At 61.3% G+C, this 26,003-nt stretch carries 28 protein-coding genes; 1 reads left to right on the plus strand and 27 read right to left on the minus strand.

Annotated elements, in window-relative coordinates:
- Positions 1–10: 10 nt before the first annotated feature.
- The 23 genes from rplR to AC1Q6J_RS05605 all read right to left on the minus strand — a co-directional run bounded on the left by rplR (position 11) and on the right by AC1Q6J_RS05605 (position 14,363).
- Positions 11–373 carry a 50S ribosomal protein L18 gene (gene rplR, locus AC1Q6J_RS05495; RefSeq protein WP_492278327.1) on the minus strand — a complete coding sequence of 121 codons (363 nt, stop codon included), beginning with the start codon at positions 371–373 and terminating at the stop codon, positions 11–13.
- An 11-nt stretch (positions 374–384) separates the two neighbouring features.
- Entirely contained in the window at positions 385–918 is a 534-nt protein-coding gene (gene rplF, locus AC1Q6J_RS05500; protein WP_492278328.1) for a 50S ribosomal protein L6, read from the minus strand.
- A 13-nt stretch (positions 919–931) separates the two neighbouring features.
- Positions 932–1,330: a 30S ribosomal protein S8 gene (gene rpsH, locus AC1Q6J_RS05505; protein WP_492278329.1), complete on the minus strand. Its 399-nt coding sequence runs from the start codon at positions 1,328–1,330 to the stop codon at positions 932–934.
- A 12-nt stretch (positions 1,331–1,342) separates the two neighbouring features.
- A complete protein-coding gene (gene rpsN / locus AC1Q6J_RS05510; RefSeq protein ID WP_492278330.1) occupies positions 1,343–1,648 on the minus strand; it encodes a 30S ribosomal protein S14 in 306 nt (101 codons plus the stop codon).
- 52 nt (positions 1,649–1,700) lie between these two features.
- Positions 1,701–2,258, minus strand: coding sequence for a 50S ribosomal protein L5 (gene rplE, locus AC1Q6J_RS05515; protein WP_062314872.1), 558 nt, complete (start codon positions 2,256–2,258; stop codon positions 1,701–1,703).
- Positions 2,251–2,565, minus strand: a complete 315-nt coding sequence (gene rplX / locus AC1Q6J_RS05520; protein ID WP_492278331.1) for a 50S ribosomal protein L24 — start codon at positions 2,563–2,565, stop codon at positions 2,251–2,253. The genes rplE and rplX overlap by 8 nt, the downstream gene beginning before the upstream one ends.
- Positions 2,565–2,933, minus strand: a complete 369-nt coding sequence (rplN, locus tag AC1Q6J_RS05525; protein ID WP_002712291.1) for a 50S ribosomal protein L14 — start codon at positions 2,931–2,933, stop codon at positions 2,565–2,567. The genes rplX and rplN overlap by 1 nt, the downstream gene beginning before the upstream one ends.
- Positions 2,934–2,971: 38 nt before the next feature.
- A complete protein-coding gene (gene rpsQ / locus AC1Q6J_RS05530) occupies positions 2,972–3,217 on the minus strand; it encodes a 30S ribosomal protein S17 (RefSeq protein WP_006021061.1) in 246 nt (81 codons plus the stop codon).
- Between the two features lie 10 nt (positions 3,218–3,227).
- Positions 3,228–3,443, minus strand: a complete 216-nt coding sequence (gene rpmC, locus AC1Q6J_RS05535; protein ID WP_492278332.1) for a 50S ribosomal protein L29 — start codon at positions 3,441–3,443, stop codon at positions 3,228–3,230.
- Positions 3,444–3,453: 10 nt separating this feature from the next.
- Positions 3,454–3,867 carry a 50S ribosomal protein L16 gene (gene rplP, locus AC1Q6J_RS05540; protein WP_024575004.1) on the minus strand — a complete coding sequence of 138 codons (414 nt, stop codon included), beginning with the start codon at positions 3,865–3,867 and terminating at the stop codon, positions 3,454–3,456.
- Between the two features lie 34 nt (positions 3,868–3,901).
- Positions 3,902–4,603, minus strand: a complete 702-nt coding sequence (rpsC, locus tag AC1Q6J_RS05545; protein ID WP_492278333.1) for a 30S ribosomal protein S3 — start codon at positions 4,601–4,603, stop codon at positions 3,902–3,904.
- 15 nt (positions 4,604–4,618) lie between these two features.
- Positions 4,619–5,005, minus strand: a complete 387-nt coding sequence (rplV, locus tag AC1Q6J_RS05550; RefSeq protein ID WP_006021065.1) for a 50S ribosomal protein L22 — start codon at positions 5,003–5,005, stop codon at positions 4,619–4,621.
- Between the two features lie 18 nt (positions 5,006–5,023).
- Positions 5,024–5,299 carry a 30S ribosomal protein S19 gene (gene rpsS, locus AC1Q6J_RS05555; RefSeq protein WP_002712297.1) on the minus strand — a complete coding sequence of 92 codons (276 nt, stop codon included), beginning with the start codon at positions 5,297–5,299 and terminating at the stop codon, positions 5,024–5,026.
- Between the two features lie 12 nt (positions 5,300–5,311).
- The gene (rplB, locus tag AC1Q6J_RS05560) at positions 5,312–6,148 is read right to left on the minus strand and encodes a 50S ribosomal protein L2 (protein ID WP_492278334.1); all 837 of its coding nucleotides are present in this window, start codon (positions 6,146–6,148) and stop codon (positions 5,312–5,314) included.
- Positions 6,149–6,159: 11 nt separating this feature from the next.
- Positions 6,160–6,459, minus strand: coding sequence for a 50S ribosomal protein L23 (locus tag AC1Q6J_RS05565; protein WP_492278335.1), 300 nt, complete (start codon positions 6,457–6,459; stop codon positions 6,160–6,162).
- Positions 6,456–7,076: a 50S ribosomal protein L4 gene (rplD, locus tag AC1Q6J_RS05570; protein WP_492278336.1), complete on the minus strand. Its 621-nt coding sequence runs from the start codon at positions 7,074–7,076 to the stop codon at positions 6,456–6,458. The genes AC1Q6J_RS05565 and rplD overlap by 4 nt, the downstream gene beginning before the upstream one ends.
- On the minus strand, positions 7,076–7,801 hold the full coding sequence (gene rplC, locus AC1Q6J_RS05575) for a 50S ribosomal protein L3 (protein ID WP_492278337.1): 726 nt from the start codon (positions 7,799–7,801) through the stop codon (positions 7,076–7,078). Before rplC ends, rplD begins: the two co-directional genes overlap by 1 nt.
- A 98-nt stretch (positions 7,802–7,899) precedes the next feature.
- The gene (gene rpsJ / locus AC1Q6J_RS05580) at positions 7,900–8,208 is read right to left on the minus strand and encodes a 30S ribosomal protein S10 (RefSeq protein WP_002712302.1); all 309 of its coding nucleotides are present in this window, start codon (positions 8,206–8,208) and stop codon (positions 7,900–7,902) included.
- Between the two features lie 109 nt (positions 8,209–8,317).
- Positions 8,318–9,508, minus strand: coding sequence for an elongation factor Tu (gene tuf, locus AC1Q6J_RS05585; RefSeq protein ID WP_492278338.1), 1,191 nt, complete (start codon positions 9,506–9,508; stop codon positions 8,318–8,320).
- A 37-nt stretch (positions 9,509–9,545) separates the two neighbouring features.
- Positions 9,546–11,618 carry an elongation factor G gene (fusA, locus tag AC1Q6J_RS05590; protein WP_492278339.1) on the minus strand — a complete coding sequence of 691 codons (2,073 nt, stop codon included), beginning with the start codon at positions 11,616–11,618 and terminating at the stop codon, positions 9,546–9,548.
- Positions 11,619–11,651: 33 nt separating this feature from the next.
- Complete coding sequence (gene rpsG, locus AC1Q6J_RS05595; RefSeq protein WP_235100692.1) at positions 11,652–12,122, minus strand: 30S ribosomal protein S7; 471 nt, start codon at positions 12,120–12,122, stop codon at positions 11,652–11,654.
- Between the two features lie 15 nt (positions 12,123–12,137).
- Positions 12,138–12,509 (minus strand): 30S ribosomal protein S12, encoded by a 372-nt coding sequence (gene rpsL / locus AC1Q6J_RS05600; RefSeq protein WP_002712306.1) that lies wholly within the window; start codon positions 12,507–12,509, stop codon positions 12,138–12,140.
- Between the two features lie 723 nt (positions 12,510–13,232).
- Positions 13,233–14,363, minus strand: a complete 1,131-nt coding sequence (locus AC1Q6J_RS05605) for a GNAT family N-acetyltransferase (RefSeq protein ID WP_492278340.1) — start codon at positions 14,361–14,363, stop codon at positions 13,233–13,235.
- Positions 14,364–14,624: 261 nt separating this feature from the next.
- Between AC1Q6J_RS05605 and AC1Q6J_RS05610 the strand changes: the two genes are divergently transcribed.
- On the plus strand, positions 14,625–15,791 hold the full coding sequence (locus AC1Q6J_RS05610) for an FAD-dependent oxidoreductase (protein WP_492278341.1): 1,167 nt from the start codon (positions 14,625–14,627) through the stop codon (positions 15,789–15,791).
- Between the two features lie 15 nt (positions 15,792–15,806).
- On the opposite strand, the gene AC1Q6J_RS05615 is transcribed toward AC1Q6J_RS05610, so the two are convergent.
- The 4 genes from AC1Q6J_RS05615 to rpoC form a co-directional block, all read right to left on the minus strand.
- Positions 15,807–17,762 (minus strand): ABC transporter ATP-binding protein, encoded by a 1,956-nt coding sequence (locus AC1Q6J_RS05615; protein ID WP_492278342.1) that lies wholly within the window; start codon positions 17,760–17,762, stop codon positions 15,807–15,809.
- A 75-nt stretch (positions 17,763–17,837) separates the two neighbouring features.
- Complete coding sequence (locus AC1Q6J_RS05620; RefSeq protein ID WP_492278343.1) at positions 17,838–19,892, minus strand: FAD-dependent oxidoreductase; 2,055 nt, start codon at positions 19,890–19,892, stop codon at positions 17,838–17,840.
- Positions 19,893–20,429: 537 nt separating this feature from the next.
- Positions 20,430–21,554, minus strand: coding sequence for a helix-turn-helix transcriptional regulator (locus AC1Q6J_RS05625; protein WP_492278344.1), 1,125 nt, complete (start codon positions 21,552–21,554; stop codon positions 20,430–20,432).
- Between the two features lie 191 nt (positions 21,555–21,745).
- On the minus strand, positions 21,746–25,945 hold the full coding sequence (gene rpoC, locus AC1Q6J_RS05630) for a DNA-directed RNA polymerase subunit beta' (protein WP_492278345.1): 4,200 nt from the start codon (positions 25,943–25,945) through the stop codon (positions 21,746–21,748).
- Positions 25,946–26,003 lie beyond the last annotated feature (58 nt).

The raw sequence follows: 26,003 nt of genomic DNA on the forward strand, positions 1-26,003 counted from the left end.
AAGGCTGAGCTCAGAAGCTCAAGCCGCTTTCACGCGCGGCTTCGCCGAGCGCCTTGACGCGGCCGTGGTAGAGATAGCCACCACGGTCGAAAATCACTTCCTTGACGCCGTTCTTCACGGCGCGCTCCGCCAGCAGCTTGCCGACAGCCTTCGCCGCGTCGATGTCCGCGCCGGTCTTGCCGGTATCGCGCATCGTCTTTTCCAGCGACGAGGCCGAAGCCAGCGTCTCGCCCTTCAGATCGTCGATGACCTGAGCGTAGATGTGCTTCGACGAGCGGAACACCGACAGGCGCGGACGCCCGTTCGCCGTCCGGCGCAGCGCGAGACGCACGCGCTGCTTGCGCCGGGCATTCGTGACCTTGAGTTTCGACATGACCGGCTCCGTTACTTCTTCTTGCCTTCCTTGCGGAAGATAAACTCGTTGGCGTACTTCACGCCCTTGCCCTTGTAGGGCTCCGGCGGACGATAGCTGCGGATCTCGGCGGCAACCTGGCCGACGCGCTGGCTGTCGTTGCCGACGATGGTGATTTCGGTCGGCTTCGGCACGGTGATCGTGATCCCTTCCGGAATCGGATAGATCACGTCGTGGCTGTAACCGAGCGCGAGTTGCAGGTTCTTGCCCTGCAACGCGGCGCGGTAACCGACGCCGGTGATTTCCAGCTTCTTCTCGAAGCCCTTGGTGACGCCTTCGACCAGATTCGCGATCTGGGCGCGAGCGGTGCCGTACAGCGAACGCGCGCGCTTGGTCTCGAAGCGCGGCGCAACGGTGATCGCGCCATCCTTCATCTCGACCGCAACGTCGTCATGCACGACGAACTGAAGGGCGCCCTTCGGACCCTTCATCTTGACGGTCTGCCCTTCGATATTCGCGGTGACGCCGGAGGCGATCGCGACGGGCTTCTTGCCTACGCGTGACATTGATCTTCCTTCCTTAGAACACCGTGAAGAGAACTTCGCCGCCCACATTCGCGTCACGCGCGTCGTGGTCAGCCATGATTCCCTTCGGCGTCGACAGAACCGAGATGCCGAGGCCGTTGCGGACGCGCGGCAGGTTCTTCACCGACGCGTAAACCCGGCGGCCCGGCTTCGACACGCGCTCGATCTCCTTGATGACCGGCTCGCCGTCGAAGTACTTCAGTTCGATTTCCAGTTCATTGTGGCCGCCGGCGTGCTCGACCGCTGCGTAGCCGCGGATATAACCCTCGGCCTTCAGCACTTCGAGAACATTGGCGCGCATCTTCGAGCCCGGGGTCGAAACCTTGGACTTGGAGCGCATCTGCGCGTTGCGGATACGGGTGATGAGATCGCTGATCGGATCGTGCGTTGACATGACCGACCCTCCTTACCAGCTTGACTTTACGAGGCCCGGGATCAGGCCCTTCGAGCCGTAATCACGGAGCGCGATGCGGCTCATCTTGTTCTTGCGATAGACCGAGCGCGAACGGCCGCTGATTTCGCAGCGGTTGCGGATGCGGGTCGCCGACGAGTTGCGCGGCATCTCGGCAAGCTTGATCGTCGCCGCGAAACGCTCTTCCATCGGCTTGTTCTTGTCGGCGATAATCGCCTTCAAGCGCGCGCGCTTGGCCGCAGCGTTCTTCGTCATCTTCTGACGCCGGTTATTCTTCTCGACTGAACTTTTCTTCGCCATACGAGTAGTCTCCATACCTTTCCGCGTTTGAGACGCTGACTAGTTCAGTGTCTCACTGCCGGAACGGAAAATTGAATGCGGTCAGCAACGCGCGCGCCTCGTCATCGGTGGTCGCGGTGGTGCAGATCGTAATGTCCATGCCCCAGGTCTCGCCCGACTTGTCGTAGTCGATTTCCGGGAACACCAGATGCTCCTTGAGGCCGAGCGAGTAGTTGCCCATGCCGTCGAAGCTCTTCGGATTGAGGCCGCGGAAGTCGCGGACGCGAGGCAGCGCGATGTTCACAAGACGATCGACGAAGTCGTACATCTTGGACTTGCGCAGCGTCACCTTGGCGCCGATGGCCTGACCTTCACGCAGCTTGAAGGTCGCGATCGCCTTGCGCGAATGCGTGACGATCGGCTTCTGGCCGGCGATCAGCGCGAGATCGGCGGCAGCCAGCTCGACCTTCTTGCGGTCGTTGACGGCCTCGCCGATGCCCATGTTGAGCACGACCTTCTCGAGAACCGGCACCTGCAAAGCGTTCGTGTAACCGAACTGCTCAACCAGCTTGCCGCGAATCTCCTTGTCGAACTGCGCGCGCAAGCGCGGAACGTATGCGGTCTCAGCCATCGATCTCTGCTCCCGAGCGCTTGGCGACGCGCACCTTGGTGCCATCTTTCTGAATCTTGAAGCCGACGCGGGTCGGCTTGCCGTCCTTGCCGACGATCGCGATGTTCGACAGGTGGATCGGGGCTTCCTTCGAGATGATGCCGCCCTCCTGCGCCTGCGTCTGCTTCTGGTGACGCTTCACCAGGTTGACGCCACGCACGAGCGCCTTGCTCTCGGTGGGACGCACCTCGAACACTTCGCCGGTCCGGCCCTTGTCGCGGCCGTTGAGCACGATGACCTTGTCACCCTTGCGGATCTTGGCAGCCATTACAGCACCTCCGGCGCAAGCGAGATGATCTTCATGTGGTTCTTGGCGCGAAGCTCGCGCGGCACCGGCCCGAAGATACGGGTACCGACCGGCTCGGACTGGTTGTTGATCAACACAGCCGCGTTGCGGTCGAAACGGATGACGGAACCATCGGCGCGGCGAATATCCTTCGCAACGCGAACGACGACGGCTTTCATCACGTCGCCCTTCTTCACCTTCCCGCGAGGGATGGCTTCCTTGATGGAAACGACAATGATGTCACCCACAGTCGCGTACCGGCGCTTGGAACCTCCAAGAACCTTGATGCACATGACACGGCGCGCGCCGGAATTATCGGCCACGTCGAGGTTGGTCTGCATCTGAATCATTGATGCACCTCGTCCTCTTTCTGATGCGCTATTTGCGCTTAAGCTGTTTTCTTGTCGCTCTGAACAACCGTCCAGCGCTTCAATTTCGAGAGTGGTTTGCTTTCTTCGATCCAGACCGTGTCGCCTGCCTTGAACTGATTGTTCTCGTCATGCGCATGGTAGTTCTTGGACCGGCGAATGGTCTTCTTGTAGATCGGATGGGTGAAGCGGCGGTCGACACGCACGACGATGGTCTTGTCCTGCTTGTCGCTGACGACGACGCCCTGGAGAGTACGCTTCGGCATCTTTCGCCCCTTACTTCGTCTTGGTCTGCGCGGCGCGCTTCTGCGCAGCGACAGTCTTGATACGTGCGATATCGCGGCGAGCCTCACGCAGGCGCGAGGTGTTCTCGAGCTGCCCGGTGGCGCGCTGGAAGCGCAGATTGAACCGCTCCTTCTTCAGATTGAGGACGGCTTCGTCCATCTGATCGGGGCTCATCGCGCGGATATCTTCGACTTTGAGTTCGGCCATGATCGGTTCCTTACTCCGCAATGCGCGCAACGAAGCGCGTCTTGATCGGCAGCTTGGCGGCGGCGAGCGACAGTGCTTCCTTCGCGGTTTGCTGGGTCACGCCGTCGATCTCGAAAATGAGACGGCCGGGCTTGACGCGGGCAACCCACAATTCCGGGGTGCCCTTGCCCGAGCCCATTCGCACTTCGGCGGGCTTCTTCGACACAGGCAGATCCGGAAACACGCGGATCCAGACGCGGCCGGCACGCTTCATGTGACGGGTCAGCGCGCGACGGGCGGCTTCGATCTGACGCGCCGTGATGCGCTCAGGCGCCATCGCCTTCAGGCCGAACTGGCCAAAGGCCAACGTCGCGCCCGACGAGGCGACGCCGTGGATACGGCCCTTATGCGCCTTCCGGAACTTCGTCTTCTTTGGTTGCATCATGGCTTTACGCCCTCAAACCTTCTTCGAATTTCAATCAGGCCGCATCGCGACGCGACGGACGTCCGCTGTCGCCTTCGGCCATCTTCTTGTCCTGCGCCATCGGATCGTGCTCAAGGATTTCGCCCTTGAAGATCCAGACCTTCACACCGCAGGTGCCGAACGTCGTGAACGCGGTCGCGACCCCGTAATCGACATCGGCGCGCAGCGTGTGCAGCGGCACGCGGCCTTCGCGGTACCACTCCATGCGCGCGATTTCGGCGCCGCCGAGACGGCCCGAGCAGTTGATGCGGATGCCTTCGGCGCCCAGACGCATCGCCGACTGAACGGCGCGCTTCATGGCGCGGCGGAACGCAACACGGCGCTCGAGCTGCTGCGCGATCGATTCAGCGACCAGGGTCGCATCGAGCTCCGGCTTGCGGATTTCGATGATGTTGATCACGACGTCGGAGTCGGTGATCTCGGCGACCTTCTTCTTCAGCTTGTCGATGTCGGCGCCCTTCTTGCCGATCACGACGCCCGGACGCGCCGAGTGGATCGACACGCGGCACTTCTTGTGCGGGCGCTCGATCACGATGCGCGCGACCGCAGCCTGCTTCAGTTCCTTCATCAGGATTTCACGGATGCGGATGTCCTCGTGGAGGAGCTTCGCATACTCGTTCTTGCCTGCGAACCAACGGGAATCCCAGGTCCGGTTGATGCCCAGACGCAGCCCGATTGGATTAATCTTCTGACCCATCGTTCTCTCCCGCCCTTAGGCGCTCGCCTCGGCCTCGACCTGACGAACGACGATCGTCAGCTGCGAGAACGGCTTAAAAACACGACCCGAACGGCCACGGCCGCGCGGTGCGAAACGTTTCATCACGATGCCGTTGCCAACATGCGCCTCTGCGACGACCAGAGCGTCGACATCGAGGTCATGGTTGTTCTCGGCGTTCGCAATCGCGGACTCCAGGCACTTCTTGACGTCGCCGGCGATCCGCTTGCGCGAGAACTGCAGGTCGGCGAGCGCAGACGATGCCTTCTTGCCGCGGATCAGCTGCGCAACAAGGTTCAGCTTCTGCGGGCTGACGCGAAGCATGCGGGCTACCGCCTTTGCCTCATTGTCCGGGAGAACCCGTTCGCGCTTTGGTTTGCTCATGACTAAGTCCTCAAGCCCTTACTTCTTGGCTTTCTTATCGCCCGAATGGCCGTGGAAGGTCCGCGTCGGCGAGAACTCGCCGAACTTGTGACCGACCATTTCCTCGTTCACTGCGACCGGAACATGCTTCTGGCCGTTGTAGACGCCGAAGGTGAGTCCCACGAACTGCGGGAGGATCGTCGAGCGGCGGCTCCAGATCTTGATAACGTCGTGACGGCCGGACGAACGCGCGGCATCTGCCTTCTTGAGCAGAGAGCCTTCAACGAACGGGCCTTTCCAGACTGAACGAACCATGTCCGGCGATCCTTACTTCTTCTTCCGCTTGTGGCGGCTGATGAGAATGAACTTGTTGGTCGACTTGTTAGAACGCGTCTTCTTGCCCTTGGTCGGCTTGCCCCACGGCGTAACCGGGTGACGGCCGCCCGAGGTGCGGCCTTCGCCGCCGCCGTGCGGATGGTCGACGGGGTTCATGACGACGCCGCGGTTATGCGGACGACGGCCCATCCAGCGCTTGCGACCGGCCTTGCCGATCGAGATGTTCATGTGATCCGGGTTCGACACAGCGCCGATGGTGGCGATGCAGCGGCCGTGAACCAGGCGCTGTTCGCCCGAATTCAGACGGATGATGACGAAGTCGTGGTCGCGGCCGACGATCTGGGCGTAGGTGCCCGCGGAACGAGCGATCTGGCCGCCCTTCCCGATTTTCAGCTCGACGTTATGCACGATGGTGCCGACCGGCATGTTGCCGAGCGGCATGACGTTGCCCGGCTTCACGTCGACGTAGCTGCCGGCGACAACGGTGTCTCCAACGGCCAGACGCTGCGGCGCCAGGATATAAGCCTGCTCGCCATCGGCGTACTTGATCAGCGCGATGAACGCGGTGCGGTTCGGATCGTACTCGAGACGCTCGACCTTGGCCGGCACGTCGGTCTTCTTACGCTTGAAGTCGACGATGCGATAAGCCTGCTTGTGGCCGCCGCCGCGGAAACGCACGGTGATGCGGCCGGTATTGCCGCGTCCGCCGGACGAGTGCTTGCCTTCGGTCAAAGCCTTGACGGGCTTGCCCTTGTACAGCGCCGAACGATCGACCATCACCAGCTGGCGCTGGCCTGGCGTCGTGGGGTTGAATGTTTTCAATGCCATCGTCGTTCGCCTTACAGCCCGGTGGTCACGTCGATGCGATGACCCTCTTCGAGGGTCACAACAGCGCGCTTGGTATCCGACTGAGAACCGAACTGGCCGCGGAAGACTTTCGTCTTGCCCTTGCGGACCAGCGTGTTGACGCTCTTCACCTTGACGTCGAACAGCTTCTCAATCGCGTCCTTGATCTGCGGCTTGGTCGCCTTGGCCGCGACCTTGAACACAACCTTGTTGTGCTCGGAAGCCACAGTCGCCTTTTCGGTCACGACCGGCGCAACGATGATGTCGTAATGACGCGCATCCTGAGTCTTCATTTGAAGCGCGCCTCCAACGCATCGAGAGCGGCCTTGGTCAGAACGAGCTTCTGACGGCGCAGAATGTCATAGACGTTGATGCCCTGGATCGGCAGCACGTCGATGTGCGGAATGTTGCGCGCAGCGCTCGCGAAACCGGTATTCACTTCGGCGCCGTCGATGATGAGCGCGTTGGTGATCTCCAGGCTCGAGAAGTGTCCGAGCAGCGCCTTGGTCTTGGCTTCCTTCAGATCGGCGTTCTCGATCACGACGAGACCGCCGTCCCTGGCCTTCGCCGACAGGGCATGCTTGAGGCCGAGCGCGCGCACCTTCTTCGGCAGATCGTGCGCGTGGGAGCGGACGACCGGACCGAATGCACGGCCACCGCCGCGGAACTGCGGAACGCGAGCCGAACCGTGACGCGCACCGCCGGTGCCCTTCTGCTTGTACATCTTCTTGCCGGTGCGCCAGACTTCCGCACGGCCCTTGGCCTTGTGCGTGCCGGCCTGACGCTTGGCGAGCTGCCAGTTGACGACGCGCTGGATCAGATCCTTGCGCGGCTCAAGGCCGAAGATCTCGTCGGAGAGCTGAACCGAACCAGCGGCCTTGCCTTCAAGGGTTGTGACCTTCAATTCCATCACGCGCCCTCCTCAGCCGGAGCTGCTTCAGGAGCAGCATCGGTTCCGCCGGCCAGCTTGAACTTGCCAGGCTTCGCAGCTTCCTTCGGAAGCGGCTTCTTCACCGCATCGCGCATCGTGATCCATCCGCCCTTGGAGCCGGGAACGGCGCCTTCGACGAGGACCAGACCGCGCGCAACGTCCGTCTGGACAACGCGCAGGTTCAGCGTGGTGATGCGATCGACGCCCATGTGACCAGGCATCTTCTTGTTCTTGAAGGTCTTGCCGGGATCCTGACGGCCGCCGGTCGAACCGATCGAACGGTGCGAGACCGAGACGCCGTGGGTTGCGCGCAAGCCGCCGAAGTTCCAGCGCTTCATGCCGCCCGCGAAGCCCTTACCGACCGAGGTGCCCGTCACATCGACGAACTGGCCGACAACGAAATGATCCGCCTGGATTTCAGCGCCGACCGGGATCAGCGAATCTTCCGAGACGCGGAATTCCGCGACCTTGCGCTTCGGCTCGACCTTGGCGACGGCGAACTGGCCGCGCTCAGCCTTCGGCAGATAGACGCTTTTGCGCGAGCCCGAACCGAGCTGCAAAGCGACATAACCGTTCTTGTCAGTGGTGCGATGGCCAACAACCTGGCAATTGCCCAACTTGAGCACGGTCACAGGGATATGTTCACCGGTCTCCGTAAAGACCCGCGTCATCCCGACCTTTTGTGCGATCACTCCGGAGCGCATCGGCGTGCTTCCTGTTCTTTCTGTCCCGAGGGACTAACTAATCTACTTTGTGAGCATGACCCGGTCCGAAAACCGGTGCCCACTTTTCGGGGTCATGCTCAGAGCTTGATCTCGACGTCGACACCTGCGGCGAGGTCGAGCTTCATCAGCGCGTCCACGGTCTGCGGGGTCGGATCGACGATATCGAGAAGACGCTTGTGAGTGCGCATCTCGAACTGCTCGCGGCTCTTCTTGTCGACGTGCGGCGAACGGTTGACGGTGAACTTCTCGATGCGGGTCGGCAGCGGAATAGGTCCGCGAACCTGGGCACCGGTACGTTTTGCCGTGTTCACGATCTCGCGGGTCGACGTATCGAGAATCCGATGGTCGAACGCCTTGAGACGAATGCGAATATTCTGGCCGTTCATTGCCGCGATCTTTCTAAAACGGAATAGCGAGAGTCCAACTGGCGAGTAGTGAGTAGCGAATAGCGAGTAGAACTTTCCTATTCGCTACTCCCCATTCGCTATTCGCTTCTTACTCGATGATGCTTGCGACGACGCCTGCACCGACGGTGCGGCCGCCTTCGCGGATAGCGAAGCGAAGCTTCTCTTCCATCGCGATCGGCACGATCAGATGCACTTCCATCGCGATGTTGTCGCCCGGCATCACCATTTCAGTGCCTTCCGGCAGGTGAACCACGCCCGTCACGTCGGTCGTGCGGAAGTAGAACTGCGGACGGTAGTTGGTGAAGAACGGGGTGTGACGTCCGCCCTCTTCCTTGGTGAGGATGTAAGCCTCAGCCTTGAACTTGGTGTGCGGCTTGACCGAACCCGGCTTGCAGAGAACCTGACCGCGCTCGACTTCTTCGCGCTTGGTGCCGCGAAGCAGCGCACCGATGTTGTCGCCAGCCTGGCCCTGATCGAGCAGCTTGCGGAACATTTCGACGCCGGTGACGATGGTCTTCTGGGTGGCCTTCAGACCGACGATTTCGATTTCCTCGCCGACCTTGATGATGCCGCGCTCGACACGGCCGGTCACGACGGTACCGCGGCCCGAGATCGAGAACACGTCTTCGACCGGCATCAGGAACGGAAGATCAACCGGACGCTCTGGCTGCGGGATGTAGGCGTCAACAGCCTTCATCAGCTCGAGAACCGCGTCGTGGCCCAGCTTCGGATCCTTGTTTTCGAGGGCGGCAAGAGCCGAGCCCTTGATGATCGGAATATCGTCGCCCGGGAAGTTGTACTTCGAGAGCAGTTCGCGGACTTCCATTTCCACGAGCTCGAGCAGCTCCGGATCGTCGACCATGTCGCACTTGTTCATGAACACGACGAGCGCAGGCACGCCGACCTGACGGGCGAGCAGGATGTGCTCGCGGGTCTGCGGCATCGGGCCGTCGGCAGCCGACACGACCAGGATCGCGCCGTCCATCTGCGCGGCACCCGTGATCATGTTCTTCACGTAGTCGGCGTGGCCGGGGCAATCGACGTGAGCGTAGTGACGGTTCGCGGTCTCGTACTCGACGTGAGCGGTCGAGATGGTGATGCCGCGCGCCTTCTCTTCCGGCGCCTTGTCGATCTGGTCGTAAGCGGTGAACGTCGCACCGCCGGCTTCGGCCAGAACCTTGGTGATCGCTGCGGTCAGCGATGTCTTGCCATGGTCGACGTGACCGATGGTGCCGATGTTGCAGTGCGGTTTGTTACGTTCGAATTTAGCTTTAGCCATGACGTTCTCCGTTCAACTTTGACTCGCGTCAAAGAAATCAAGCAAACTTTTTCTGGACTTCTGCCGACACGTTGGCCGGCGCTTCAGCGTAGTGATCGAATTGCATCGTGAAGGTCGCGCGCCCCTGGCTCATCGAGCGCAGGTTGTTCACGTAACCGAACATGTTCATGAGCGGCACCATCGCATTGATGACGTTGGCGTTGCCACGCATATCCTGCCCCTGGATCTGGCCACGGCGAGAGTTGAGATCGCCGATCACCGAACCCGTGTAATCCTCAGGAGTCACAACCTCGACCTTCATGATCGGCTCGAGGAGGACCGACTTGCCCTTCTGAAGCGCTTCGCGGAACGCAGCCCGCGATGCGATTTCGAAGGCAAGCGCCGACGAGTCGACGTCGTGGTACTTGCCGTCCACGAGCTGGACCTTGACGTCAACCACCGGGAAGCCGGCAACGACGCCCGACCCCATCACGCTGTTGAGGCCCTTTTCCACGCCGGGGATGTATTCCTTCGGCACCGCGCCGCCGACGATCTTCGATTCGAACTCGTAACCGGCGCCCGGCTCGTTCGGCTCGACGATGATCGACACTTCGGCGAACTGGCCCGTACCACCGGTCTGCTTCTTGTGGGTGTACTTGACCTCGGCCTTCTTGGTGATCTTCTCGCGGAACGCCACCTGCGGCGCGCCGATGTTGGCGTCGACCTTGTAGGTGCGGCGGAGAATGTCGACCTTGATGTCGAGATGGAGTTCGCCCATGCCCTTCAGAATGGTCTGGCCGGACTCGTGATCGGTCGACACCCGGAACGACGGATCTTCCGCCGCGAGCTTCGCCAGAGCAACGCCCAGCTTTTCCTGATCGGCCTTCGACTTCGGCTCGATCGCGATTTCGATCACCGGCTCCGGGAATTCCATCTTTTCAAGAATGACCGGATGATCCGGATCGCACAGCGTGTCGCCGGTGCGCGCTTCCTTGAGGCCAGCCAGCGCAACGATATCGCCGGCATAGGCTTCCTTGATGTCTTCGCGGTTGTTCGCATGCATCAGCAGCATGCGGCCGATACGTTCCTTCTTCTCGCGGGTCGAGTTGATGACGCCGGTGCCGCTCTGGAGAATGCCGGAGTAGATGCGGCAAAAGGTGATGGTGCCGACGAACGGGTCGTCCATGATCTTGAACGCGAGCAGCGCGAGCGGCTCCTTGTCGTCCGCCTTGCGCACGACCTCATTGCCGTCCTCGTCAGTGCCCTTGATCGCAGGCACGTCGACCGGTGACGGAAGATAGTCGACCACGGCGTCGAGCAGCGGCTGAACGCCCTTGTTCTTGAAGGCCGAACCGCACAGCACGGGATAGAACGCACCGGTCAGAACCGCCTTGCGGATCATGCGCTTGAGAGTCGCCTCGTCCGGCTCCTTGCCGTCGAGATAGGCAGCAAGAACATCGTCGTCGAGTTCGACGGCGGCTTCCAGCATCTTCTCGCGGTATTCCTTGGCCTTCTCGACCATGTCAGCCGGAATCTCTTCGTCCTCGTACTTCGCGCCGAGGGCTTCGTCTTTCCAGACGACGGCCTTCATGCGGACGAGATCGATCAGACCCTTGAAGTTGTTTTCCGAACCGATCGGCAGCTGGATCGCAACCGGCTTCGCACCGAGACGATCGATGATGTCCTGCAGACACTTGTAGAAGTCGGCACCGGTCTTATCCATCTTGTTGGCGAAGACGATGCGCGGCACTTTATACTTGTCGCCCTGGCGCCAGACGGTTTCGGTCTGCGGCTCAACGCCCTGGTTGGAGTCGAGAACGCAAACGGCGCCGTCGAGCACGCGCAGCGAACGCTCGACCTCGATGGTGAAGTCGACGTGGCCGGGGGTGTCGATGATGTTCAGGCGCTTGCCGTTCCAGAACGCGGTGGTCGCAGCCGAAGTGATCGTGATGCCACGCTCCTGCTCCTGCTCCATCCAGTCCATCGTCGCGGCACCTTCATGCACTTCGCCGATTTTGTGGCTCTTGCCGGTATAATAGAGGATGCGCTCGGTCGTCGTCGTTTTACCGGCGTCGATGTGCGCCATGATACCGAAATTACGGTAGTCCTCGATGGCATGAAGGCGGGGCATAGGGCTGTCCTTAAATTTCCGTTCGTTTCGCCGTTACCAGCGATAGTGCGAGAAGGCGCGGTTGGCTTCCGCCATCTTATGCACGTCTTCACGCTTCTTGACTGCGTTGCCCCGATTGTTCGACGCATCGAGCAGCTCGGCGGAGAGCCGCTCGGTCATCGTCTTCTCGTTGCGGCCGCGGGCGGCCGTGATGATCCAGCGGATGCCGAGCGCCTGACGGCGCACAGAACGAACTTCAACCGGCACCTGATAGGTGGCGCCACCGACACGGCGCGAGCGCACTTCGATGGTCGGCATCACGTTTTCCAGCGCCTGCTCGAACACCGGCAGCGGTCCCTGCTTGGTCTTCTGCTCGATCATTTCGAGCGCACCGTAGACGATGCTTTCGGCGGCAGACTTCTTGCCGTCGTACATGATCGAATTCATGAACTTGGTGATGATGATGTTCCCGAACTTCGGATCCGGGTTCACTTCACGTTTTTCAGCCGAATGGCGACGCGACATCGTAAATGCTCCCGCTTACTTCGGACGCTTCGCGCCGTACTTCGAACGGCGCTGCTTGCGGTTCTTGACGCCCTGCGTATCGAGGACGCCGCGGAGAATGTGGTAGCGCACGCCGGGCAAATCCTTGACGCGGCCGCCGCGGATCATGACCACCGAGTGTTCCTGAAGGTTGTGGCCTTCACCCGGAATGTAGCCGATGACCTCGAAGCCGTTGGTCAGGCGCACCTTTGCGACCTTACGAAGCGCCGAGTTGGGCTTCTTCGGAGTCGTCGTATAGACGCGCGTGCAAACGCCGCGCTTCTGCGGCGACTGCTGCAGCGCTGGCACCTTCTTGCGCGACTTCTGCGCTTCGCGTGGATTCGCGATCAGCTGGTTGATCGTCGGCATCGTTCGCCTTCACCCTTGTTCGCGCGAAGCCTTGTGAGCTTCGCAAATTCATTCGGAGCCAACCGCCCCACTCGCTTCACGCCGGCAACCAGACTGGGGCTCCCGGTTCGCGCCGCGCACTCAACATGCGCAAAACGAAACGGCGCCATCCATTCGGGCTCCGAATGGAAAGCGCTTGAACGCCACAGAGGACCACAATCGAAACCGTGGTCATGCATCCGAGACTGATCTTTTAAGGCGTGCGCAAAAGCGCTGGCGCCCGAGAGATCAAGTATGTCCTGGCATTGCCTGGCTAGTGCCGACAGCGTTTGAGCGACATTCGTCGAGGTTGGTGCCGTTTCATCCCGGACAAAGCACGGGGCTGAAAAGGTGATCCGTTCCGACGCAGGGAAGCTCACCGCCTGTCGTGAAGTGGGCGGGTTTTATAAGCCATGCACACTCAAGTCAAGACCAAACGACATGCGAAAAGAGCAAGCGCCAGAGCCACTTCTGACGCACCGCATGAAGCCCCGCGGTCACCGATTGTGACGATGCGCGCGAATCTTCATCGGGCAAAGTCTGGCCGATTCTGAGCCCGCAGACCCGGCCCCGGCGGTGGCTCCGGACACCTGCGCAACCCGCAAATGGCCCGCTCTCGCCGGCGGAACGGGCAAATACCTACCCCGTCGATAGCAAAATATACTTTTATTTCAATGGCTTAAAAAGGCCGACAACATAGCGGTTTTACAGATTCGGAGCCAGCCGCCGCCTCGCCGGGATCAGGGAGGCCGCCCGCAGCCAATCCCGCAGATCGCGCAGCCGCTCATAAGCGTACTGCCGGGCCGCCTCGAGGGCGAACACCAATGAGCGGGTCGAACCGACATCGACCACGACGTCGACCATGGTTTTCCGGCCGGTCCAGAGCCGGGCCATGAAGCTGCCCTCCGCGGAACACGAATCGATGGCCTGCACGTCCGTCGTGGTGAAGAGCTGCTCGGTCAGCTTGTCGATGAGGACCGCGCCCGGCGAGTATTTCGCAAACTCGCCGTCGAACGCGATTTTCCAGGTGTAGGCCGTTGGCCCACAATACATCAGCACCTGGGCGGCAATCACCCGCCCGTCGAGCCGCAGCATCGCCACCGACGCATTACCGTCCATCGCGAGATCTCCGATCAGCCGCCGGGTAAACGCCGTGTCCCGCTCGCTGCAAAGAATCGCGGTGCCCTCGGCGCCCTTCCAGCTTCGCTTTTCGAGATCGAGGAACTGCTCATATGCGGCCCTTGTTGCGTCCACATTGCGCGCGTTGACCACCTCAAGCGTGCCGAGAGCCGACAGCCTGTTCCAGTCCTGCCGCAGCTTCTTGCGGGTCGAGCCCGAATTCTTCACGCCCTTCTCGCGCGTCACCGACGGCCTCAGGCTCCGGGTGAGCGCCAGATGCGCATGCCGTTCGTCCGCTATCGTCTTCTGGATCGCCGCATAGGCCTGCGAATCCGCATCCATTTCCTTCAGGCTGACCACATTGGGCAGCGCGGAATTGTTGCGGATCGCGGCAAAGAACGCGGGGATCACCTCACCTGCGAAGGCGGGATCGATCACCGGCGTCGACAAAAATGCATAGTTGTAAGGGCGGGCCTCGAGCATCGCCGGCCAGAACGTCATGACGCTGCGCTGCTGAAGCGCCCAGAGTCCAACCAGGCGCGCGGACTCGGCGCCCTCCTCCCAGGCCAGCAGCACATGGACCACCGCGAACATGGTGTCGAAGGCCGCTTTCAGCGCGACCGGATTCATGAATGCGTTGCCGGGCGCGCGGCGGATGAGATCATCCCACTGCGCGGAAATATCCTGGCCCGGCGATGCGACCGTAACTGAAATCATGAAGGCCAAACCTGCGCCGAGGCGTGTCGATGCCGCATTTTCGCGGTGCCGGATTGCGGATGCATGACCATGATCCAAGTTAATCAAAGCGGCCCCACCAAAGTAATGCTGCGACCGCCCGACGCAGGCAAGTCACAACCATTTAAATCGTTAATACTCGCGTTTTCGCAGCATTAACCTCACCGGCTGTTCACCACGTTTCATTCAAGCTTTAGTCGAGTTTGCGGCCGTGATGCTAAGTAGCTCAAAACGAGGCCAAACATGCGGCACACGGACATCGCCATCATCGGCGGCGGACTTGCGGGATCGACCGCAGCCGCGATGCTGGGCCGCGCCGGTATCTCCTCGATCCTGATCGATCCTCATAAAATCTATCCACCCGACTTCCGCTGCGAAAAGCTCGGCGGCTATCAGCTCGACCTGCTGCGCAAGACCGGCATCGCCGATGCCGTACTCGCCGCCACCACGCTCGATCACAGCGCCTGGACCGCACGGCTGGGTCGTCTGCTCGACAAGAAACCCAGCGACCAGCACGGCATCATCTACGACGATCTGGTGAACACCGTCCGCCGCCAGATTCCTGAAGCAGTCGATTTCATCGAAGCCAAGGTCACCGCCGTCGCGACCAACTCCGATCGCCAGACACTGACACTGTCAAACGGCGAAGAGATTTCCGCGCGGCTGATCGTGCTGGCGAATGGCCTGAATATCGGCCTGCGTCATGTGCTCGGCATCGAGCGCGAGGTCATCAGCCCGTGCCATTCCATCACCGTTGGTTTCAATGTCGTGCCGGTCGGCCGCGACGCATTTGAATTTCCCGCGCTGACCTATTTCACGGAGAGTTCGGCGGCGCAGATGTCCTATCTGACGCTGTTCCCGATCGGCTCCGCTATGCGCGCCAACCTGATGGTCTATCGCGGCATGGACGATCCATGGCTGCGCCGGATGCGCCAGACGCCGGAACAGGCCATCCACGAACTGATGCCGAACCTCCGCGCGCTTTCCGGCGAGTTCAGGGTCGACGGCACGATCAAGATTCGTCCGGCGGATCTCTACGTCACCACGGGACACCGGCAGGCCGGCATCGTCCTGGTCGGCGATGCATTCTGCACATCGTGCCCTGCCGCAGGCACCGGCACCGGCAAGGTGTTCATGGACGTGCAGCGGCTGTGCAACGCCTACATCCCGGCGTGGCTCGCCAGCGAGGGCATGGACGCGTCGAAGATTTCGCAGTTCTACGACGACCCGGAAAAGTGCGCCAACGACGCCTCCGCACGGCGACAGGCCTACGATCTGCGTTCGATTTCCATCGATACTGGTTTGCCGTGGCACGTCCGCCGGTGGGTCCGTTTTCTGCACCGCTTCGGTGTCGGCGCCCTGCGTCACGCGCGCGAGACGCTCACCGTCAGACGAACCGCGCAGCCGTAACGGCCGTCTTACCGATCAATCCTCGTCATCATCATCGTCGTCGTCCTCTGCGGGATGATGCGACTGATGAAGCTGGTCGTCCCAGAGCTTCCGGTACATGCCGTTGGCCTTGAGCAACTCGGCGTGCGGGCCGCGCTCAATGGCCTTGCCGTTGCTGATGACGATGATTTCATCCATATCGACCACCGATGTCAGCCGGTGGGTCGAGAAGATCATGGTGCGGCCCTTGGCGACCCTGAGCAGCGTGCGGTTGATCGCCGCCTCCGTGGTCTGATCCAGCGCCGACGTCGCCTCGTCCAGCAGCAGCACCGATGGGTTGCGGACGATGGCGCGCGCGATTGCGATGCGCTGGCGCTGGCCGCCGGACAGTGTATCGCCGCGCTCGCCGACCACCGTGTCGTACTTCTGCGGCAGCGTCATGATGTAACGATGGATCTCGGCCTTCTTTGCAGCGTCCACGACCTCGGCGTCAGTCGCGCCGTCCTTGCCGAGGCGAATGTTCTCGCGGATCGACATGTTGAACAGCATGTTCTCCTGAAACACCACCGCCATGCTCCTGCGCAGCGAGTCGCGCGTCACCTTCCGGATGTCGACGCCATCGATGGTCACCTTGCCCTCGTTCGGCTCGTAGAGGCGCAGGATCAGATTGAGCAGCGTGCTTTTGCCGGAGCCGCTCGGCCCCACGATGGCGATGTTCTTACCCGCTCCGATCTTGAGCGAGAGCCCGTCGAGTACCGTGGCGTCGCTGCCCTCATATTTGAAGACCACGCGGTCGAAGTTGATGTTGTCGGTGATGCGCGGCAAGTCCGGTGCGCCGGGCCGGTCGGCGCCGCGCGTCGGTTCGTCGAGCAGTTCTTCCATATGCCGCGCGGCGGCCGCCGCCTGGATCGCGACGGGAATGAAATGCATCAGATGCGCGATGTTGTAGGAAATTTCCCAGAACGCACTTTCGAAAGTGACGAACGTACCGATGGAAATCTTGCCGATGGTCGCGAGATATGCGCCGATCGCCAGCACGATCAGATGCAGCAACAGCACTGACACGGTGACGGTGCGTTCCACCATGGTCGAAAGGAAAGTCGCGTCCGCCATCGAGCGGCGCGCCGCGTTGTTGCGGAAATTGAACCAGCCGAACGCCTTGCGTTGCAGGCCGAACGCCTTCACCACCATCTGCGCCGCGACGTTCTCCTGCACCACGCCGAGAATCGCGGATTCGTTGACCTTCTGCTCGTAGTTGGCCTGAACGGCCTTGGGCGTCAGGATGCGCGGGCCGATCAGCGTGATCGGAAATATCAGGAGCGCCACGGCGGCGAGCTGCCAGTTCAGCCAGATCATCAGACCGATGCCCGCGATCAGTTCGAGGAACGGTAGCCCCGCGCTGTTGGCGAAATGCTTGATCGAGGATTCATAGCCCGCCATATCGACGGAAAACCGCGACAGTATCTCGCCGCGTTTGGTGCGTCCGAAGAACGCCGCCGGCAGATTCTGGACATGTTCGAACAGCCGCGAGCGGACATCCGAGATCACCGAAGCCGCCAGCCGCGCGTCCCAGCGCTCGTACCATACCGCGACGATGGATGTGACGATGCCCGCGACCGCCAGAACGCCCAGAATGGTGTAGAGCGCCTGGAAATCTTCCTCGCCGAGCGCATCGTCGATCAGGAATTTCAGGCTGAGCGGCATGATGACGTTGAACAACGTCTCGATGAAAAGGCCGATCGCGACGAAGCTGAGCCAGGTCTTGTAGTTGCGCAGATGCGGCCAAGTGAACCGCCACAGGGTTGCGAACGCACCCGCTGCCTCGCTCGCGGTAAAGGCGACGAGATCCTCATCGTCGTCGTCATCGTCGTCGTCGATGTCGTCCGGCTCGGGAGGCGCAGGCATGTCGGCCTGTGCCGCGGCAAGGCGCGCGGCTTCATCGTCGAGCGGCTTGCCCGACGCTGGCTTGTCGGTATCCGGGGTGGTCGCCATCTAAAACCGTCGCTGCTCGGCCAAACGACCGCAATCACTTGTGGCAGCGGCCGGATGGCCGCCGCTTCCCAGCGATTAGTCGTCGTCGGCAATCTTGTCAAAGAACGAATAGCGCAGGCTGTCGGCGTCGGCGTACCAATCGCCCGGCCCCTTGTTGGCCGCGAGCGTCGCATCCCATACCGCGTCAGTGGTGTCGCGGCGATGCATCGACAGATCGAAACCGTTGCCGAAGAACAGTTCGGACCATTCCCACCAGGTGCCGAGCTTCTTCACGCCACGCAGCAGGTCGTAGCGGTCGATCAGGGCCGGCATCATGTCGCTGGTGATCGAGCCGAACACGAAGCCGGCCTTCACCACGCGATTGAGCTCGCGGACGGCGCGCGTCACCTGCTTGGGCGAGATGTGGCAGAGGCTGGTCTCGAACACGAAATCGAACTCGCCGGCCTTGAACGGCAGCCTGGTGAGCGAGCCGAGCTTGTTGTACTTGCGCAGCGCCTTCGGCGTCTTGCCGTGAATGTAGCGGTTGTTCTCGACGCCCCAGGCATCGATGCCGCGTTCGCGCAGCGCGCCGACCAGTTCGCCGCTCGCCGAACCCGCGACCAGCAGCTTGTAGCCCTTGGCCCGGTTCCAGACGATCTTGATGAGGTTCATCAGATAGTCCGGATCGGTGAACTGGTTCCAGACCTCGCCGTAGGGTCCGGTGTTGCGGTAGTTGTCGAAATAAGCGCGGTCGATCTTGTCGGACGGCACATTGCCGCTTTCGCCGCGCTCATAGCGCAGCTTGATCATCTGCGTCAGGATGATGTCGGTCGCCGCATCCGACGAGTCCAGCAGGCCGTTCAGCGTCGAATCGAACAGATAGTCGCCGACGACGACGAAGCCCGGATGCTCGTGCGGCTCGGGGTGATGATTTGTCATGACGTCGCGCGCAGGCAATCCGCCCGGAATGGAGTTTACCGACGACAGCCAGCGATGGGTCTTGCCTTCGAGGAAATGCGCGCGGGCATTGCCGAACGACTTCGGCAGCGACTTGATCGCCGCGTCGATCAGTTCCTTGTCGCTGAGATTGGCGAACGCCAGCGCATCGGAGCCCGGGATCAGCCAGTTCAGCACACCCTGGCGGCCGACATCGTGCCGCGCGCCTTCGACGTAAACGCAGCAGCCGCCGAACGCCTCGGACATCCACCACGCGCCCGGAACCTTGTCGCCCCAGAACGGCTCGTCGAACAGGATCGAGACCCGCAGGTAGTGAGCCGGACGATCGAAATAGGCGATGTGCTTCACCATCGAATGGCGCAGCAATTCGCCATCCCAGCGCAGGGTCGTCAGCCATGAATGCGGCAGGCACATCACGACCAGGTCATGCTCCTTGGTGATCGGCCCCTTGCCGTTCATCATGTTGATGGCGTAGCGCCCGGAATCAGCCTTGCCGACCTTGAGCACCCGATGGTTCAACTGGATGTCGGCTTCGATTTCGCTTTGCAGGCTGTGGATGAGCTGCTCGTTGCCGTTCTGGATCGAGTAGAGGCCGATATAGCCGTCCACATCCATCACGAAGTTCTTCAGCGCATTGAGCCCATTGGTGTTGTGCGGCTCGGTAGCAATGTCCGACCGCGCCATCACTTTCAGGAAGCGCTTGGCGACCGGATCGGCCACTTCGCGGTCCAGCAATTCCTCGGCGCTGATGTAGGCCCAGGGATGTTCGTTGTCGTGCGCGCCGACGCCTTCATAATATTCGGTGGGCGACACCATCTTTGTGCAGAGCTTGCGGAAATCCTCGATCGCCTTGGCGGTCTGCGGGCCGTACTTGCGGCGCATGCCGGGCACATCGTCGAGTAACTCGCCGTCGAGCTGGACCTGCTCGGCATCCATCGGAATGGTCTGCAAGCCGAAATGCTGGATCAGCTCCCGCAACGGATCGGGACCGGTCATCGAGTAGTCGTAGATCTCGGCCACGCCCGCCTCGTAGATGGCCGGCGAGGTGTCGAATTGCTTCGTCAGGATCTTGCCGCCGACGCGGTCGGACGCCTCGTAGATCGTGACGCGGCAAAGCGCTCCAAGTTTCTTCTTGAGGTACCAGGCGCTCATCAGGCCACCCGGCCCACCGCCAACAATCGCAAGATCGAGCATGTCGTCCTTCGCCCCTCGCCGGCCCTTTTTGTCGAGTTACCGCCGGTCTAACTCTCCTTAAACAAATGCGTTTTTCATCTGAAGGGAAGATGAACAAAGCACGATCCGACGCGAAAAAAGACTGAAGATGACTAAAAGAACAGCGTTTTTGCCGGTCTGGCCGGGCCGCCCGCAGCGGGGGGCAACCGGGGCGCTGGCATTCGCGGCAGCATCAGCCCACGCTTGGGAGGGGCGGCTCGGGCGGCTGAGCGACCCCATGCCGGAAAAGAAATAGGCCGGCTGGCGGCCGGCCCATAGAGGTGGTCCTCAGTATTCCGAGCCACGAACACCAAAATAATCACCGCGAGGCGATCATGTCCTATGGCTTCAAACTATCGCCCGTTTCTATGGCCCTGCCCTAATCGCATACGCATCTTCGTTGGTCACAGAATGGCCACACAGTACGGCGGAGGCAGGATGATACATCCCCCAAATGGGTCAAAGCCGTAAGAGGTATTGCTCAGGACAAACATCAGGTTCGACCGAAGTTCCGCCCGCCTATTTGATGACAAGCCGCGCCATCATGGCGGCGAGCTCGCTCTGGCGCGACACGCCGACCTTGGAAAAGACCCGCTTCAGGACCGATCGCGCGGTTTCTTCGGCAATTCCAAGCCGCTCCGCAGCGTCCTTAGGCGATAATCCGGAACCCACCAGCGCGGCAATGCGGGCTTCGCCCAGCGTCACACCGAGAACATCGCGGATTAGCGAAGGATCGGGAATGCCGTCCGCAGTCGGGTTCATCAAGAGGACGATTGCCCGGGCACGGGTGAGAAAACCGTTGCCGACATTCTTCGCCGGGATCGGCAGCACATACAGCGCCAGCGGCCGGCTGGCGTTCTGCCGATGTACCAGGATCGGTTTGGTTTCTTGCGACAGGATAATCCGGTTCCCGTCGAGGGCATTCCGGATCGCGGTTACGGCCTCCCCGCTCGCTGCCGGATTTGCCAGCACCAGGCGGTCGTTCACGATATTCAATCCGTCGCCCAGAAGCGCCTGGGAGGCCGCGTTGGAGGACACCACGCGGCCCATCGCATCCAGCGCAAACACGCCGATTCCGATCCGGGCCATCGCGATGCCCATGCCGGCGTTGACGGACTGGGAGTCCATCAGATGAATGCTCAGACGCAGCGACGTTTCCACATGCGGAGCAAGCCGCTCCAGTATGTGCAATTCATCTTCCGAGTATTCCGGACGGCCGATCGCACGCTGCACACTCAACGCGACTTCAATATGAGGGTCCGGAGAGACGGTCGCTGCCGCGAAATACTTCAGGCCATACCGCCGCAGGAAATCGCTGTAGAAGGGATCAGTCTCCATCTCCTCAGGTGTCAGGAGATCGCGGTCGGTAATGACGTCCCGCTTGAAGAAATAGCCGCGTTCGCGCGCCCGGATCGCCCGGATGTCGCGATCACTCCAATTCAGGGCGTATTCGGCGCTCACTTCCTTCAGTGAAGGAGATTCGATGACGCCGAAACTGCCGTCGTCCCGGCCATAAATAAGGATTGCCCCAAAATCGTCGAAGCATTTCGTGACGACCTCGAGGGTCGACGGCCAGCGCGACGGATCGGACGCTGCAGCGTAGATCGCTTCAATTGCCGCAATGAGACGGTCATGCTGCTGCAAAACAGGCCTCGCGATGGCGTAAGGCGTCAGATTAAGAACCTAAAAAATAACAGGGTGTTCCGGGCGCCTGCATGATCTAGATCACATAAGCGTAAACACATGGCGCCGCTGAAAAGTCCGCCACCCTAACAAAAAGGCCGCCCTGGGGCGGCCTTTTTTAGTCATGGCTGACGCGACTCTGCGCGAAAAGATTATTCCGCCGGCGGCAGAGCCAGCGGCTCCGCTTCCGGAGCGGCCGGCGTAATCGCCGCCTGCTTCTCGCGCTCGTCGAGGATCAGCTTGTCGCGCTTGGTTGCGACTTCGCGGATCTTCGCCATCGAGGCGCCGGTGCCGGCCGGGATCAGGCGGCCGACAATGACGTTTTCCTTGAGGCCTTCCAGCGGGTCCACCTTGCCGTTGACGGCAGCTTCGGTGAGCACGCGGGTGGTCTCCTGGAACGACGCCGCCGAGAAGAACGACCGCGTCTGCAGGCTGGCCTTGGTGATACCGAGCAGCACCGGGTTTCCGGTCGCGGGCTTCTTGCCCTCGTCCTTCGCCTTGGCGTTGAGCTGATCGAACTCGATCTTGTCGACCTGCTCGCCCGAGATCATGTCGGTCTCGCCCTGATCGGTGATCTCGACCTTCTGCAGCATCTGACGGACAATCACCTCGATGTGCTTGTCGTTGATGAGCACGCCCTGGAGCCGGTAAACTTCCTGGATTTCGTTGACCAGATAGGCAGCGAGTTCCTCGATGCCCTTGATCGCCAGGATGTCGTGCGGCGCCGGATTGCCCTCGACGATGAAATCGCCCTTTTCGACGATATCGCCGTCCTGCAGATGGATGTGCTTGCCCTTCGGAATGAGGTACTCGCGAGTCTCCTCGTTCTTGTCGACAGGCTCGATCGAAATGCGGCGCTTGTTCTTGTAGTCGCGGCCGAAGCGGATCGTGCCGGCGATTTCCGCGATGATCGCGGCATCCTTCGGCTTGCGGGCTTCGAACAGTTCCGCGACGCGCGGCAGACCGCCGGTGATGTCGCGGGTCTTGGCGCTTTCCGTCGAGACACGGGCGAGAATGTCGCCCGCCTTGACCTTGGCACCAACGTCGACCGACAGAATGCCGTCCACCGAAAGCATGTAACGGGCGTCACCGCCACGCGCCAGCTTCAGCACCTTGCCATCCTTGCCCTTGACCACGATGGCGGGACGCAGATCCGCGCCACGGCCGGTCGTGCGCCAGTCGATAACCACGCGCTTTGCGATACCCGTGGATTCGTCGAGCGTTTCCGAGATCGACTGGCCTTCGACCAGATCCTCGAATCCGATCGTGCCTTCGACTTCGGTGAGAATGGGGCGTGAATACGGATCCCACTCCGCGATGCGCTGGCCGCGCTTGATCATATCGCCCTCTTCGACGCGCATGCGCGCGCCGTACTGGATGCGATGCGTCGCGCGCTCGGTGCCGTCCGGATCGACCACGGCAACGACCATGTTGCGGACCATTGCAACATTGAAGCCTTCGCTGTTGGTCGCGATCGCCTTGTTCTTGATGACGATCTTGCCGTCGAAGTTCGACTCGATGAACGACTGCTCGTTGATCTGCGCCGCACCGCCGATGTGGAACGTGCGCATGGTGAGCTGCGTGCCCGGCTCGCCGATCGACTGCGCGGCGATGACGCCGACAGCCTCGCCGTGGTTGACGGGCGTACCGCGGGCGAGATCGCGCCCGTAGCACTTGCCGCAGATGCCGTTGACCAGTTCGCAGGTCAGCGCCGAGCGGATCTTCACTTCCTGGATGCCAGCCTGCTGGATGGCGTCGACGTGTGTTTCCTCCATCAGCGTGCCGCGCTTGACGACAACCTTGTTGGTTGCCGGATCGCGCAGATCCTCGCCCGCGGTGCGGCCGAGAATACGCGACGCCAGCGAGGCCACGACCGTACCCGCGTCGATGATAGCCCGCATCTTGATGCCGAGCTTGGTACCGCAATCGTCCTGCGTGATGATGCAGTCCTGCGCCACGTCCACCAGACGGCGGGTAAGATAGCCCGAGTTCGCGGTCTTCAACGCCGTATCCGCGAGGCCCTTACGGGCACCGTGGGTGGAGTTGAAGTACTCCATAACCGTGAGGCCTTCCTTGAAGTTCGACACGATCGGCGTCTCAATGATCGAGCCGTCCGGCTTGGCCATCAGGCCGCGCATGCCGGCAAGCTGACGCATCTGGGCCGGCGAACCGCGCGCGCCCGAGTGAGCCATCATGTAGATCGAGTTGATCTGGGAATCTTCGCCCTTGCTGTTCTTCTTGACGGACGAAATTTCCTTCATCATCTGCTCGGCGATCTTCTCCGAGGCTTTCGCCCAGGCGTCGACCACCTTGTTGTACTTCTCGCCCTGCGTGATCAGGCCGTCGTTGTACTGCTGCTCGAAGTCCTTCGCCATCGTGCGGGTGTCATCGACGATCTTCCACTTGCCGTGCGGCACGACCATGTCGTCCTTGCCGAACGAAATGCCCGCCTTGAAGGCGTTGTAGAAGCCGAGCGCCATGATGCGATCGCAGAAGATCACCGTCTCCTTCTGACCGCAGTGACGGTACACCTGATCGATCACGCCGGAGATTTCGCGCTTCGTCATCAGCTTGTTGATGGTGTCGAAGGGCACCTTGCCGTGCTTCGGCAGAACCTGACCGAGCATGACGCGGCCGGCGGTGGTGTCGTAGATCTTCGAGATCGTCTTGCCTTCCTCGTCGACGCCGGTCCACCGGTACTTGATCTTGGTGTGCAGGTGGATGACCTTCGAGAACAGCGCGTGCTCGATCTCCGCCATGTCGCGGTAGACCTTGCCTTCGCCCTGCAAACCCTCACGCATGATCGAGAGATAGTAGAGCCCGAGTACGATGTCCTGCGACGGCACGATGATCGGCTGGCCGTTCGCCGGATGCAGGATGTTGTTGGTCGACATCATCAGCACGCGCGCTTCCAGCTGCGCTTCGAGCGACAGCGGGACATGCACGGCCATCTGGTCGCCGTCGAAGTCAGCGTTGAACGCGGCGCAAACCAGCGGATGAAGCTGGATCGCCTTGCCTTCGATCAGCACAGGCTCGAATGCCTGAATGCCGAGACGATGCAGCGTCGGGGCGCGGTTCAGCAGCACCGGATGCTCGCGAATGACCTCGTCGAGGATGTCCCAGACCTCGGGACGCTCTTTTTCAACGAGCTTCTTCGCCTGCTTCACGGTGGTGGACAGGCCCTTGGCGTCGAGCCGCGAGTAGATGAACGGCTTGAACAATTCGAGCGCCATCTTCTTCGGCAGGCCGCACTGATGCAGGCGCAATTCCGGACCGACCACGATGACCGAGCGGCCGGAATAGTCGACGCGCTTGCCGAGCAGGTTCTGACGGAAGCGGCCCTGCTTGCCCTTGAGCATGTCGGCGAGCGACTTCAGCGGACGCTTGTTGGCGCCCGTGATGACGCGGCCGCGGCGGCCGTTGTCGAACAGTGCGTCGACGGCCTCCTGCAACATGCGCTTTTCGTTACGGATGATGATGTCCGGCGCGCGCAGCTCCATCAGCCGCTTCAAGCGGTTGTTGCGGTTGATGACGCGGCGATACAGGTCGTTCAGGTCGGAGGTCGCAAAGCGACCGCCGTCGAGCGGCACCAGCGGACGCAGGTCCGGCGGAATCACCGGCACCACCGTCATGATCATCCACTCCGGCTTGTTGCCGGACACGCGGAACGCTTCGACGATCTTCAGGCGCTTGGCGAGCTTCTTGTGCTTGATGTCGGACTCGGTCTCGGCCATCTCAGCGCGAAGCTGGCCATCGAGCTTCTCAAGCTCGAGGCCCTTCAGCAGTTCGCGGATCGCTTCCGCGCCGATCATGGCGGTGAAGCTGTCCTGCCCGTACTCGTCCTGGGCGCGGAGATACTCTTCTTCCGACAGCAGCTGACGGTCCTTGAGCGCGGTCAGACCCGGCTCCAGAACGACGTAGTATTCGAAGTACAGAATGCGCTCGAGATCTTTCAGCGTCATGTCGAGCAGCTGACCGATGCGCGACGGCAGCGACTTCAGGAACCAGATGTGCGCAACCGGAGCGGCCAGCTCGATGTGGCCCATGCGCTCGCGCCGGACGCGCGACAGAGTCACTTCGACCGAGCACTTCTCGCAGATGATGCCCTTGTACTTCATGCGCTTGTACTTGCCGCAAAGACATTCGTAGTCCTTGATCGGCCCGAAGATGCGCGCGCAGAACAGGCCGTCACGCTCGGGCTTGAACGTGCGGTAGTTGATGGTTTCCGGCTTCTTGATCTCGCCGTAGGACCACGACAGAATCTTCTCAGGCGATGCGATCGAAATCCGGATCTGGTCGAAGACCTGGGCCGGAGTCGTCGGATTGAAGAGATTCATAATTTCTTGGTTCATCGTGTTCTCCTCGCGTGCCGATCGTCACCGGCAGCAAATTCCGAAATCTGTTCTCCCT

The organism is Afipia sp. MLSD5-FHT05B12, from assembly GCF_058793355.1.

Excerpts from the sequence above, each read along its gene's own strand:
- rplR (WP_492278327.1), bottom strand. The coding sequence starts at position 373 with ATGTCGAAACTCAAGGTCACGAATGCCCGGCGCAAGCAGCGCGTGCGT.
- rplF (WP_492278328.1), bottom strand. The coding sequence starts at position 918 with ATGTCACGCGTAGGCAAGAAGCCCGTCGCGATCGCCTCCGGCGTCACC.
- rpsH (WP_492278329.1), bottom strand. The coding sequence starts at position 1,330 with ATGTCAACGCACGATCCGATCAGCGATCTCATCACCCGTATCCGCAAC.
- rpsN (WP_492278330.1), bottom strand. The coding sequence starts at position 1,648 with ATGGCGAAGAAAAGTTCAGTCGAGAAGAATAACCGGCGTCAGAAGATG.
- rplE (WP_062314872.1), bottom strand. The coding sequence starts at position 2,258 with ATGGCTGAGACCGCATACGTTCCGCGCTTGCGCGCGCAGTTCGACAAG.
- rplX (WP_492278331.1), bottom strand. The coding sequence starts at position 2,565 with ATGGCTGCCAAGATCCGCAAGGGTGACAAGGTCATCGTGCTCAACGGC.
- rplN (WP_002712291.1), bottom strand. The coding sequence starts at position 2,933 with ATGATTCAGATGCAGACCAACCTCGACGTGGCCGATAATTCCGGCGCG.
- rpsQ (WP_006021061.1), bottom strand. The coding sequence starts at position 3,217 with ATGCCGAAGCGTACTCTCCAGGGCGTCGTCGTCAGCGACAAGCAGGAC.
- rpmC (WP_492278332.1), bottom strand. The coding sequence starts at position 3,443 with ATGGCCGAACTCAAAGTCGAAGATATCCGCGCGATGAGCCCCGATCAG.
- rplP (WP_024575004.1), bottom strand. The coding sequence starts at position 3,867 with ATGATGCAACCAAAGAAGACGAAGTTCCGGAAGGCGCATAAGGGCCGT.
- rpsC (WP_492278333.1), bottom strand. The coding sequence starts at position 4,603 with ATGGGTCAGAAGATTAATCCAATCGGGCTGCGTCTGGGCATCAACCGG.
- rplV (WP_006021065.1), bottom strand. The coding sequence starts at position 5,005 with ATGAGCAAACCAAAGCGCGAACGGGTTCTCCCGGACAATGAGGCAAAG.
- rpsS (WP_002712297.1), bottom strand. The coding sequence starts at position 5,299 with ATGGTTCGTTCAGTCTGGAAAGGCCCGTTCGTTGAAGGCTCTCTGCTC.
- rplB (WP_492278334.1), bottom strand. The coding sequence starts at position 6,148 with ATGGCATTGAAAACATTCAACCCCACGACGCCAGGCCAGCGCCAGCTG.
- AC1Q6J_RS05565 (WP_492278335.1), bottom strand. The coding sequence starts at position 6,459 with ATGAAGACTCAGGATGCGCGTCATTACGACATCATCGTTGCGCCGGTC.
- rplD (WP_492278336.1), bottom strand. The coding sequence starts at position 7,076 with ATGGAATTGAAGGTCACAACCCTTGAAGGCAAGGCCGCTGGTTCGGTT.
- rplC (WP_492278337.1), bottom strand. The coding sequence starts at position 7,801 with ATGCGCTCCGGAGTGATCGCACAAAAGGTCGGGATGACGCGGGTCTTT.
- rpsJ (WP_002712302.1), bottom strand. The coding sequence starts at position 8,208 with ATGAACGGCCAGAATATTCGCATTCGTCTCAAGGCGTTCGACCATCGG.
- tuf (WP_492278338.1), bottom strand. The coding sequence starts at position 9,508 with ATGGCTAAAGCTAAATTCGAACGTAACAAACCGCACTGCAACATCGGC.
- fusA (WP_492278339.1), bottom strand. The coding sequence starts at position 11,618 with ATGCCCCGCCTTCATGCCATCGAGGACTACCGTAATTTCGGTATCATG.
- rpsG (WP_235100692.1), bottom strand. The coding sequence starts at position 12,122 with ATGTCGCGTCGCCATTCGGCTGAAAAACGTGAAGTGAACCCGGATCCG.
- rpsL (WP_002712306.1), bottom strand. The coding sequence starts at position 12,509 with ATGCCGACGATCAACCAGCTGATCGCGAATCCACGCGAAGCGCAGAAG.
- AC1Q6J_RS05605 (WP_492278340.1), bottom strand. The coding sequence starts at position 14,363 with ATGATTTCAGTTACGGTCGCATCGCCGGGCCAGGATATTTCCGCGCAG.
- AC1Q6J_RS05610 (WP_492278341.1), top strand. The coding sequence starts at position 14,625 with ATGCGGCACACGGACATCGCCATCATCGGCGGCGGACTTGCGGGATCG.
- AC1Q6J_RS05615 (WP_492278342.1), bottom strand. The coding sequence starts at position 17,762 with ATGGCGACCACCCCGGATACCGACAAGCCAGCGTCGGGCAAGCCGCTC.
- AC1Q6J_RS05620 (WP_492278343.1), bottom strand. The coding sequence starts at position 19,892 with ATGCTCGATCTTGCGATTGTTGGCGGTGGGCCGGGTGGCCTGATGAGC.
- rpoC (WP_492278345.1), bottom strand. The coding sequence starts at position 25,945 with ATGAACCAAGAAATTATGAATCTCTTCAATCCGACGACTCCGGCCCAG.